This window comes from Nostoc edaphicum CCNP1411, assembly GCF_014023275.1.
Taxonomy (GTDB): domain Bacteria; phylum Cyanobacteriota; class Cyanobacteriia; order Cyanobacteriales; family Nostocaceae; genus Nostoc; species Nostoc edaphicum_A.
In genome coordinates this window covers 6046491-6058676 of record NZ_CP054698.1, presented here as the reverse complement: position 1 = coordinate 6058676, position 12186 = coordinate 6046491, and the positions used below count along the sequence as shown (strand labels likewise).

The 12186-nt window shown below is 41.0% G+C and carries 9 protein-coding genes; 1 reads left to right on the top strand and 8 read right to left on the bottom strand.

Annotated features, from left to right (window positions below; all coding sequences use genetic code 11):
* Positions 1–16: 16 nt before the first annotated feature.
* The 8 genes from HUN01_RS28315 to HUN01_RS28280 form a co-directional block, all read right to left on the bottom strand.
* Complete coding sequence (locus tag HUN01_RS28315; RefSeq protein ID WP_181932851.1) at positions 17–2098, bottom strand: dynamin family protein; 2082 nt, start codon at positions 2096–2098, stop codon at positions 17–19.
* Positions 2099–2114: 16 nt separating this feature from the next.
* Positions 2115–2441 carry a DUF3040 domain-containing protein gene (locus HUN01_RS28310; RefSeq protein WP_181928950.1) on the bottom strand — a complete coding sequence of 109 codons (327 nt, stop codon included), beginning with the start codon at positions 2439–2441 and terminating at the stop codon, positions 2115–2117.
* A 535-nt stretch (positions 2442–2976) separates the two neighbouring features.
* Positions 2977–4161 (bottom strand): AbrB family transcriptional regulator, encoded by a 1185-nt coding sequence (locus HUN01_RS28305; RefSeq protein WP_181928949.1) that lies wholly within the window; start codon positions 4159–4161, stop codon positions 2977–2979.
* Between the two features lie 281 nt (positions 4162–4442).
* Positions 4443–4781: a hypothetical protein gene (locus tag HUN01_RS28300; protein ID WP_069073499.1), complete on the bottom strand. Its 339-nt coding sequence runs from the start codon at positions 4779–4781 to the stop codon at positions 4443–4445.
* Between the two features lie 246 nt (positions 4782–5027).
* On the bottom strand, positions 5028–5408 hold the full coding sequence (locus tag HUN01_RS28295) for a hypothetical protein (protein ID WP_181928948.1): 381 nt from the start codon (positions 5406–5408) through the stop codon (positions 5028–5030).
* Positions 5409–5464: 56 nt separating this feature from the next.
* On the bottom strand, positions 5465–6403 hold the full coding sequence (locus HUN01_RS28290) for a radical SAM protein (RefSeq protein ID WP_181928947.1): 939 nt from the start codon (positions 6401–6403) through the stop codon (positions 5465–5467).
* A 392-nt stretch (positions 6404–6795) separates the two neighbouring features.
* Positions 6796–7158 carry a Lin0512 family protein gene (locus HUN01_RS28285; protein ID WP_181928946.1) on the bottom strand — a complete coding sequence of 121 codons (363 nt, stop codon included), beginning with the start codon at positions 7156–7158 and terminating at the stop codon, positions 6796–6798.
* 180 nt (positions 7159–7338) lie between these two features.
* Complete coding sequence (locus HUN01_RS28280; RefSeq protein WP_181928945.1) at positions 7339–7707, bottom strand: cyclic nucleotide-binding domain-containing protein; 369 nt, start codon at positions 7705–7707, stop codon at positions 7339–7341.
* An 894-nt stretch (positions 7708–8601) separates the two neighbouring features.
* On the opposite strand from HUN01_RS28280, the gene ileS reads away from it, so the two are divergent.
* Complete coding sequence (gene ileS / locus HUN01_RS28275; RefSeq protein ID WP_181928944.1) at positions 8602–11523, top strand: isoleucine--tRNA ligase; 2922 nt, start codon at positions 8602–8604, stop codon at positions 11521–11523.
* Positions 11524–12186 lie beyond the last annotated feature (663 nt).

Genomic DNA, 12186 nt, shown 5'->3' with positions numbered 1-12186 from the left:
AGAGTAATGAAATATATTAGCTATAGTAAGCTAATAAGTTGCTATATGCTGCCTCGATTTTTTGTAACTGAGCTATTACATCTTCCTGTAAATCTTTTAAACGTTTGAACTCACTCTCACGATTTATTTCACGAGTCTCTTTCTGCTTGACTAAATTATCTAATTCAGATTTGCGAGATACAATATCATCGTTAATCCGCTTACTTACTTCTCTTTCGTAAGAGTCAAAACACTCTTTTACAGCATTGTATACAACCTGAGATTGCTCATGTGCGACTTGTGGTAGGTGTTTAACTAACTCTTTTTTTGCTGTTTTAACTAACTCTTTACGCGCTTGATCTGCTTGCAAAAATCCTACTCCTAAGCCTAGTAGTGCAAACCCGATGGGGCCAAGCAAAACCCCTGTGACTGCTGTAATTATCCCGCCAATACCAATTACAGTGAAGTAGTTTAACAAGATATTTTTCCAATCAAATCCAGCCCCCGCCATTGCGAAACCAGCAAGATTTCCCTTAGACAGTGATAACAATCCCATTGCCCATTTTGCCCAGCCAGGAGAGTTATCTTCTTCAGCAGTAGTAGTGGTATTTACTTTGACGTTTTGTCCGGTGAGCTTTTCTGTTATTTCGTCTGTGACTTGACTGTAAGAAGCGCCATATTGTGCTGCTTTGCGAGAAAGTTCTTTAAAAGCTGCATTGATATCTTTTTCAGCAGTTAATGTCCAAGCAGCAGATTTGTCAGTGATATATTGTTCAAAGGCTTTTTGTAGTGCGGTATTAAATGCTTCTCGTTTACCACTACTGAGAAAATCAAACAGATTTAATTCCGGCTGATAACGTAAGAAATCGGTTTCAAAGGTGTTACCTAAGTTTAAAACGTAGCTACGAAAAGACTCAGAAATCGTTCTTGCTTGAGTATCTCTTGTATTGATAATTTCTTTTTGGAATTCATCCCGAATACCTGTGAGTTTGTTAAACTCTGGTTCTACTGAATCAATCCGTTTTTTCAATTCATTTACATCTTGATCAAGTAATGGTATTCGTCTAGCAACTGCTTCGCGGGTATGATTGCAGGCTTGTCTTGCTAAGGTTCTGACTTGACGGAGTTCTGCGATCGCACGTTCTCTGGTAAGAAAAGTATTAAGCGCTTCCATAAACTTCGGAAAGCCAGTCCCATCTAAATCAGCCTGGGGATTCTTCAACCGTCGTCTGAGTGCTTGAATTGACGAAAGCTCAAACACGCGTTCGTCATAAATATTCTGACCTTCTACAGTACAATATTCTCCTAAATTCGCATTAAATACTTGCCGTAATCTATCCTCGGATGCTTTTAATTCTTCGACATCATCAGGATCAATCAATGATTCCCGCACCTGATCCCAAGCATTAACTAAGAAGAAAACCGTCAATCCTCGACCTTTAATATAATTTTCTAGGTAGCGACGCTCACCCAAGGTGCAAGGTTGAGAAGCTCTCATCACAAACAAAATCGCGTGGCAATTATTTACATAACCCAAAGATAATTCATTTCGCGCTTCTGTATCATTCAATCCTGGACTATCGACAATTTCAATTCCCTTTTCTAGTAGCGTTAATGGATACTCAACTACTGCATAATCTACATCTGGAAATGCTTGTTTTTTCTCCTGCTCTAGTTTCTTAGCTTCAGCCGGATCAATGGTATATTTATATTTAAAGTTCTGAAAATCTAGCTGTTGTGGACTTTTACCATCATTAAAATGAATGGTGACTTTCTTTTCTGGCCCATAGCGTAAAACTGTTAACACTGCGGTACAAGGGTTAACATCACTCGGTAATAAATTTTCACCAATTAAGGCATTAAGAAACGTGCTTTTTCCCCGTTTCATATCGCCCAAAACCAAAAGGCGAAATACACCTTGGCGGAGGTTTTTACTAGCTACTGTAATATCTTCAATATCTCGCTCTAAACTGAGTTTTCCTGATGACGAATCACCAACTAACTCAGCTTTACTAATTGTTTCAGCCAGTTTACTCAAACATACAGAAATCTCAGAGCGTACTTGGGCAACACGCTCTAAATCTTGGATAAATCTGTCCGTTGCTACCTGCTCACTCATCATAGTTATACCTCTATTAAGAATTAGTTTTTTTAGATTCCAAAAATAATTTGTAAGACATCCACCCCAGCGCAGCAACAATAATAAACCCAGCTAATACTGCGGCTATTCTGACTGCAACTAGTGTTACTACACCAAGAGCAAACAACTTTCCACCCAGAATCACTTTTTGCATCCAAGGTTTCTGGGAATTTTCTGGCTGATGCTTCACAGTTTGATGAAAAGCTGCATCGGTAGTATGGAGGTTAGTTTCCATTTCTCGGAGTCGCAATTCAACTTCTCGTTCTCGTAGTAAACGTTCCCGGTGTTCAAGTTCTTTTTGGCGATCGCTTTCAGATGTCATCGGTGTCCACCCCATCTAAGACAATGAAATGATGTCAATATTCACTCGACAATCATGCAGTATACTAACTTACACAAATATTTTTTAACCCCAGTGAAATTACTATTTTAATTTTCCTAATCTACAAATCTAAAGCTGGAAGTTAGCTACCATAAAATACACTCGCTTTCCAGAAATTTGTAGCGAAAATTACTATCACGGTTAATCGTGACTTACGCATTGAGCGAAATCAATTTGATTGAAGAAGAATTCAGGAGTCAGAATTCAGGAGTCAGAATGAAGACGCGACGCTCGTTCGCCCTTGGCGTCTCCCCTTCTCCCAAAGGGAGAGGCTAGCGCCAAGGGAGAAGACTCGCTAACGCGGACTCGTTAACGCTGCGCTATCTACCAGTCGCAAAAAATTCATTCTGTTAGCGGTAGCGGGGCGTTTAGCCCATTCTGGCTCCTGACTCCTGAATTCTGTTTCGATAAATATCAATAGTATCTTGGTTCTACTTGTCAGAAATGTTTTGCCAAATGCCTCATACTTCTACAATTAAACTGGTTCAGAAAGTTGCTCATCCAGACGGCGAAACAAAAACACCCAAAGTGGTAGGGAACTATTAATCGCAATTAGTCGCACTAAATGACCAGTTGTGACAATTTCAACATTATGATTTAACGCCAGAGAAACCAGGATCATTTCTGCTGATCCTCCTGGGGCTGTGACTAAAAGACAGGTTAACCAGTCCCAAGAGGTTAATTGCATCGCAAGTATAGCAGCGATCGCTCCGGCGATGAGGGTCATGGCTACAGAGATTAAGGCATAGCCGACAGTTCGCTTTCTAAAGTTGGGTTTGTCTCCCCAATATTCACCAATAGTAATTCCCAGGAGCATTTGACCCAATAAGTTAATTAAAGGCGGCGGACTAAAGCTAATATCACCCACAAAAGGCAGCCAATGTAGCAAAGGATTAAACCCAATACCAATCAACAATGCACCAAAGAAATCGCCTGCGGGAATTTTAAATAATATAGCTGGATAAACTACTAATCCAGTAATTACCAGTACTAACAAGAGTAATTCTAGTTGAAATGGATCGAAATTAAGCCAAGCAGCATTGATTGGGAGTGTTTGTGGATAGTAATTACCAGTTGATGTCCTAGCGACGAAGGGAATTAGAACAACTACTGAGGTGACGCGAATCGCCTGAACTAGGGCAACCAAGCTAACATTTTTATTGTAATCGGCGGCGATCGCTGCCATAATTCCGACACCACCAGGAACGGTAGCCAGCATTGCTGTCATGAGGTTAGTTTTGGTGACGCGGGAGTAAATATAACCGATACAGCTGCCACTCAGCAGTAGAAACAAGGTAAGAAAAATAAATACGGGAATACCAGAAGCAACACTAGCCAGATTACCGTGGGCATTGGAAGCGCCGACAGTTAAGCCTACAAGTGCCATTCCGACTTTTCTCGCAGTGCGGTTAGGTTGGGGAGAATATTGATAAAAAACTCGACATCCTTGAAGAACGACTGTACCAGCTGCAATCCCACCAAAGATCCAGGCAATCCTGCCAATTTGAAACTTGGCGAGGAGTAAACCCAGAGGTAATGCCAGAAGTATTTCCAAGACAAGGACAATTAGTTGCTTCGCAAATAGCTGTTGTTTGGTAACAATAGGATTTTCATGAGTGTGTTCTTCCAGGCTGGGAGCAACACTTAGGCTGTGATTCATCTATATAGGCTTTTTTATTAATTTAACTTATCTACTCAAGCTAATGCGATCGCACAAGATAATTAGAGTCTGTCAAGTCAAGTTTGCTAGGTTTGTAGTGAGCGCTTTAGCGTTCAAATCAAGGACTAAAGTCCTGACTACGAACTTCATTGATTCACCAAAGTTGCTTTGGTGGACTACTAGTCTAAATTTACACAAGAGTTTCTTTCTATAGAGGAGAGGGGGACAACAACCGTTGTCCCCCTACAGATAATTTGTATTCCTTTCAATGGTTCAGCCGTTTAATCTTCATCAAGGGCTGGGAAAGCTTCTTCAAGCTGCCACAACCGATCTTTATTTTCAACGAACCAAATACGAGTTTCTGGAGTTAATTTACTCCAAATGTCTTCAACAGGGATGTGAGGAGATGCATATTGGTACTGCTGACCAAGTGATTTGAGATTATCTGCCACATCACGGGGAATTCCGAATTGTTCCCAGTCAACTGTTATGTGCCTTCCCGAAACTCCGGCTGTGGGGTCGAAAATCAATTGTGCTGATCTGACTAAATCAGCAAAGTGTTTCGGTTTGAGTTTGGTGATTTCCTGAATTTGGAGTGATTCGTTATGTTCTTGAGACATTATCGCCGCAGTGCTAAAGATTAGTGATTCAGTTGAACTTACTGCCAGAGATTTTTATCCCAATGTTTTTACTTTAGCGCAGAGCCACTAAGTTGATCATGACTTAACCACATAAGAGATTTGAGCAAATTGTTTAAGGTAAACAAACTTTTGATACCATGTCTAAGCTAGTGCAAAAAGGTTTGTAGTAAGGACTTTAGTGCATAGAAAATAAGGACTAAAGTCCTTACTACGAACGTCTCGATTTTAGTGACGGGTATAAGAACGCTCAAACTGAGTTTTGAGCTTCTGAGCCATAGCGGACATTGCAACTGCTGCTAAAGAAAGCGATATTGCTGCGATTCTGATTTTATAATCATCTGCAAGTATTGCTACAGCAGCTAGAGCGATCGCTACCCCGATACAACCTTGTTTAACCCTATTTGTAACTTGATAAGCTCGATTGCATGAACTACAAATAAGTGTGTGTCGCGAAAATCTGTCTAACAAAATCGGCTTTGAATTCAACTCGCTATTCTCAACATTTTTCCATGTGGAATAGCCTTGATAAAAAGGCAAAGATGATCCAAATTGATCTAGCCACTTACGAAACTCAATCACTAATGTGTCAGATGTTTTCAGCGGCAAATATAGTTCTTTGAGACTTGTTCCAAAGCGCTTAATTTCAAGCTAAAGAGCGATAATTACTTGCGATAATTATTCAATAGCTTAGTTGTTATACTAGTAATTTTTTCCGGGAAAGAAACTTCCCTGTGAGATCCTTTTGCTTTAGATGGTTGTTTTTCCACAAAGCTTAAATAATCTAAATCAACAAGTTCTTCAGATGTAAACTGTTGCGGAGAGCGCCATAGCTTAGGATTCACTTGCTCATGGTTAAATCTTTTTCCTACACAACCTAAGCAATGAGAACAAGATCCTAAAGGTTTTTCCGAATTTAAGTAAGCTAATAACTGTTCAAAAAAATCTCCAGAGTCAGTAATTTTAATTCCGTCATTTTGGAGATTTTCTTTTTGAATAACTTTCGGAATAAACACAGATTGGGGGCATTTATAAAGATATCCTTCTGAGACAGTATGACATCGCCAAACATGAGCTATAGCACAAGTTGAATAAATTTTTTGGACTAATTCTGTATTTTCCGTCCCTAATTCGGAATAAGATTCGCGGAAGTCATCCCAATAATAAGACTCTAAAATTGTTTTAGAGTCTTTAGCTTTTTGTTTTAATATTTTTAAAGTTTCAGGATTTATGGGTTTACTTGGATAAAGGGAAATTTCGATAGCATCAATTTTTTCCCAAAACAAATCCGATGCTTTTGAAAGTAAATGACCATTCGTTACCATTTTAACAAACTTAGTTATGCCTGATGCACGAACTGCTTCAATTACTTCAATTATATTCGGATGTAGTAAAGGTTCTCCCCCGACTAATTTAACTCCTCTTGGAATATATGATTTGGATAAAATAGAAAGATCCTTGTATATCTTTTCTGGATCAGCAATATATTTGGGAACAGTTGGGGATAAATGGGTACAACCACGGCATGATAAATTACAATGGTGAACTACATTAATTTCACAATATCTTCCTGTATCAATTTTATTATTTGATATCGTGTACATTGTTACTCCTACTTAAAATTCTGTTAAATTTTGACTATTTGTATATAGGCACAATGTCATTCTTCTTAAAATCACACTATTTTGCAAGACTTGGAAGATACAGAATATATATCAGGAGTAGCCAAAAACTTAAGCTTAGATTATTAGTGGCATGGGTACGCCTCTAGAACCGAATTTCTTTGTTGCAAAGATTTTTGAAAATAGGATAAGTAATCGCACAGAATCATTTACACATGATTTTCCAGTCTGGATAAGGATTTCATGCCTTAATTTTGTGTAATTAATTTTGTTTAACTACTTAAATTTGTGCGATTAGGGACAAAAAGATTTGCATCATCTAGGTTTGCTTGATGTCAATCCTCGTAATTTCGGGAAGCTATTGACCTCAGCTATTAATTTTCGATCATAACTGTAACAGCTGCGATCGCAATTAACATTTCGTCATTCTTATCGTTGAGTTCGGGAATCGCCCGCCCTTGAACTATCATCCCCCCAGATTCTACGGTAAGAGTTTTCCGACCAAATGGTAGTACAGCTAGTACCTCTTCTTCTCTAACTTGTTCTGGATATGGTACTGCTACCTGAACCTCTATAATCATTTCATTGGGGTGACTTAAGCCTGCTACTTCCCAAACACCAGGTAAAGCATTGTGAGCGATCGCGTTTCGTACTGCCCTAGATGCTGCTACTGTTGGTTCTTGTCCATGCTGATCTATTCCCATGCCCATCTCGATAATCAACCGTTTACGTGCCATTACTACCTCCGGTAAATTCTGCAACGATAAATCAGGAGTCAAGAGCCAGAATTTAGAGTTGTCTGAATTCTGACTTATGACTCCCCAAGCGAGAGCATATATATTATGTATGGACTTCTGGGAAGAAGGTAAGATTAGTGGCAGATTTTGATTAGTTTTAGAACTTCTGCTTGAGGTGCTTTAGAGCAGACGATGCAAGCGACTCAGACGCTCTGAGTGACTTTTCATCACCTTTAAGGCAAACACTGGTGTTTCCTGAACGGCAAAGAGAAACTTTTTCTCATCAAGAAAACCCAGTTTAGCATCCACCTTTGCAATAGCTGTGTAAGCTCTATTTGGAACTCCTACAAGTACCCCAATACCAAAAACTTCGCCTGTCTCAATGGTTTCTACAACCTTGCCATTGACTACTATATCCACTTCTCCTTCGATAATGCCGTACATTTCATTACCAGGCTGTCCTTCTTCAAAGATGACTTCACCTGCTGAAAATCCTTTAGGGTCGGGTTGTTTTTGAAAGATACTGACTGTTACTACAGGACTTAGCATTAGAGCAACCCCAAAATTCTTGGTTTTTAGACGAAACTTTTGGATAAGCAATAGGCGAACCCAGAAAAGTATACTACTTTCTGTTGCTTAACTCTCAATCTCCGCAAAATTTATGATTTGCTAATCGTCTAGAAACTTCTCTCTGGTTTTACTACACAAAACCCTTCCTCTCCAAGTCTGAGCTAAGAGGATGTTTTTAAAGTCATGATTGATGTATCAAATATTTTTACCCCACCTTAACCTTCCCCTTATAAAGGCTACGGTGTATACACAAGTCCTTCTCACCCCCTCTAACTCCCCCGATGCCTTGGGGGAGAACCGGATATTTCCCCCCTTTACAAGCTACGGTGTACACACAAGTCCTAAAAACCTAGCTTGATAAGACTTTCCTCGTTCCCAGTCGGAGACTGGGAATGCATTCATTGAGTCAGAGACTCAATGCCAGATTGGAGGCAGACCCTCCACGAGGAGCATTCCCATGTAGAACATGGGAACGAGATAAAAACGAGGTAAACAAGAGAAGAATGGAAAATCAAGCTTTTTTCGACTTGTGTGTACACCGTAGCCTTTACAAGGGGGGATTAAGGGGGGTAATCATTCTATTCAAATCACAGCCAACCACTTTTAAAACATCCTCTAAGGAGTATACACAAGTCTCTTGCATCGACTTGCGCCTTTGTTGCATCGACCTGCAAAAACTAACCTGCTCTACGTTACGCAGTAACTTTAAAAGGCTTGTGTGTACACCGTCGCCGAGTCAAAGAGGGAGAGACTTGAACAAAAATTCCAGGTAGAGAGAAGTTTATCGAACTGACGTTCAAATAGGGAATTTTGGTTATCAGGTCATCTTCTATAATTGATAAAACCTACACACCTAATTTTAGGCATGAGACTGTGACCGAATCAGGAAGTTACAAAGATACTGTAAACCTACCCAAGACTAATTTTGATATGCGGGCAAACGCCATCAAGCGTGAGCCTGAAATCCAAAAATTTTGGGAAGAAAATAAAATTTACGATCGCCTCTCCAAAAATAACCCCGGCGAATTATTTATACTGCACGATGGGCCTCCCTACGCTAATGGCTCACTCCATATTGGTCATGCCTTAAATAAAATTCTCAAAGATATTATTAATCGCTACCAACTGCTAAAAGGGCGTAAGGTTCGCTACGTCCCTGGTTGGGATTGTCACGGTTTACCAATTGAGTTAAAAGTTTTGCAGAACATGAAGTCAGCAGAACGGCAAAACTTAACGCCTTTACAACTCCGGCAAAAAGCGAAAGAATTTGGTCTAGCGACGGTAGATGACCAACGCCAAAATTTTAAACGTTACGGTATTTGGGGTGATTGGGAACATCCTTATCTCACTCTGAAGCCGGAATATGAAGCGGCTCAAATTGGTGTGTTTGGTCAGATGTTCTTAAAAGGTTACATCTATCGAGGTTTGAAGCCGGTTCACTGGAGTCCGAGTTCTAAAACCGCTTTGGCTGAAGCTGAGTTGGAATATCCTGAAGGTCACGTTTCCCGCAGTATCTATGCAGCTTTTGCAATCACAAGTTTGGCGGAAGCTGTAAAACCACTGTTGGCGGAATATCAGTCAGATTTGGGTGTGGCTATCTGGACAACCACACCTTGGACGATTCCGGGGAATTTGGCTGTAGCGGTGAATGCAGATTTGAACTATGCAGTGGTGGAAGTTTCACATCCAGAGGCCGAAACGCAGTGTAATTTCAAATACCTAATCGTTGCTGCTGATTTAGTAGAACGTTTATCTTCAACGTTGGGAGTTGAGTTAACTGTAAAAGCCACGTTCAAAGGGAGTGACTTAGAACATACTACTTACCGTCATCCTCTATTTGACCGCGAAAGTCCGATTGTTGTAGGCGGTGATTACATTACAACTGAGTCGGGTACTGGGTTAGTACATACCGCACCCGGTCATGGTCAAGAAGATTACATTGTTGGTCAGCGTTACGGTTTGCCCATCCTTGCACCAGTGGATGACAACGGCAATTTTACCGAAGAAGCGGGACAATTTGCGGGGTTGAATGTGCTGGGTGATGGAAATCAGGCGGTGATTGATGCCTTAAGTGCGGCTGGTTCCTTGTTGAAAGAAGAACCATACCCTCACAAATATCCTTATGATTGGCGGACGAAGAAACCGACGATTTTCCGCGCTACTGAACAATGGTTTGCTTCGGTGGAAGGATTTAGAGAAGAAGCACTAAAGGCGATCGCCACGGTAAAATGGATTCCAGCCCAAGGTGAAAATCGCATCACGCCAATGGTGGCGGAACGTTCCGATTGGTGTATCTCTCGTCAACGCGCTTGGGGTGTACCCATTCCCGTTTTCTACGATGAAGCTACTGGAGAACCACTGCTGAATGAAGAAATAATCAACCACGCCCAAGCAATTATCGCCGAGAAAGGTTCTGATGCTTGGTGGGAATTATCCGTTGAGGAGTTATTACCCGAATCCTATCGTAATAATGGTAAGTCTTACCGCAGAGGTACAGACACAATGGATGTATGGTTTGATTCTGGCTCATCTTGGGCATCTGTCGTCCAACAACGTACAGAGTTACGCTACCCGGCTGATATATATTTGGAAGGTTCCGACCAACATCGCGGTTGGTTTCAGTCAAGCTTGCTCACCAGTGTAGCAGTGAATGACGTTGCGCCTTACAAAACTGTACTAACTCACGGCTTCGCTTTGGACGAACAGGGCCGGAAAATGAGCAAGTCAGAAGGAAATGTGGTTGACCCAAATACAATCATTGAAGGTGGGAAAAATCAAAAAGTAGAACCAGCTTACGGTGCAGATGTATTGCGATTGTGGGTATCATCGGTTGATTACTCTGGCGATGTCCGGATTGGCAAAAACATCATCAAGCAAATGAATGATGTTAGAGGTAAGATTCGCAATACGGCGCGGTTTTTGTTGGGTAGCTTGGATGATTTTGACCCGGAAAAAGATACAGTTCCTTTTGAGGAATTGCCAGAACTTGACCGTTATATGCTGCACCGCATCGGCAAAGTATTTGAGGAAGTCACCAACGCCTTTGATAATTTCCAATTCTTCCGCTTTTTCCAAACAGTGCAAAATTTCTGCGTGGTGGATTTATCCAACTTTTATTTAGATGTGGCCAAAGATAGGCTGTATATCAGTGCAAAAGATGCTTTCCGCCGTCGCAGTTGTCAAACGGTGCTGAAGATAGCTTTAGAAAATTTAGCACGAGCGATCGCACCAGTGTTATGCCACACTGCGGAAGATATTTGGCAATATCTCCCTTACAAAACACCTTACAAATCGGTGTTTGAAGCCGGTTGGGTGCAGCTAGATGAACGCTGGACAAGATATCCAGAGGAAGTAGAACCTTGGGTAATAGACCAAATAATGTGGCGGGAAGACATCTTCTGGGAAAAACTGCGGGAACTTCGCACTGAGGTTAATAAGGTCTTAGAACAAGCGAGGGTAGAAAAACTGATTGGTTCTTCCTTAGAAGCAAAAGTCTTGCTTTATGTAAACGAAAATTTACGTGCTAGTGTCACAGATTTAAATCGTGTCAACGGTAATGGTGTAGATGAACTCCGTTATTTGTTCCTAACTTCCCAAGTGGAATTATTAGATTCTGCTCAAGGGTTGCAAGGATTAGAATATACAGCGCAGACAGAAGACTGGACAATTGCTGTAGTGAAAGCAGATGGGCAAAAGTGCGATCGCTGTTGGAACTACTCCACCCACGTGGGAGAATCAGCAGAACATCCCCTAATTTGCGAAAGATGCGTTGCAGCATTAGCCGGAGAGTTCTAAAAGCAATCCCACAGCGCTTGCAGATTAAAAGTCACCGAAACCAAGTCTTAAATAGCTGATTACCAGCGTTTTACCCCACCCTAACCCTCCCCTTGCAAAGGGGAGGGAACTGGATTTTCTATTTCCCCCCTTTGCAAGCTACGGTGTATACACAAGTCAAAAAAGTTTGATTTTTCATTGTTCTCTCGTTTATCTTGTTCCCATGCTCTGCATGGGAATGCTCCTCGTTGAGGCTCTGCCTCCAATCTGGCATTGAGTCAGAGACTCAATGAATACATTCCCAGTCGGAGACTGGGAACGAGGAAAGTCTTATCAAGCTAGGTTTTTAGGACTTGTGTATACACCGTAGCCCTTTGCAAGGGGGGACTAAGGGGGGTAATTCGACTTGTGTGTACACCGTAGCCGGTTATTAAGGATAGGTTGAAAACCCCGGAGAAACAGCAATATAGTTGCGTATTTCGTGCTTTAGTCCAGAGAGTGTCAATACTTCAATCCCCTAGTTTTAACAAAATAGAATAAAGGCGTCAGTCATCAGAATGCAGAATTGAATTCTGTACAACTGACAGATGATTAAAAAAGACAGTTATTTATATAAATCGAAGTTTCCCCACTACTCAGAATAAAAATCCGCAAATATACGATGTATTCTATTCAGTGTTTGAT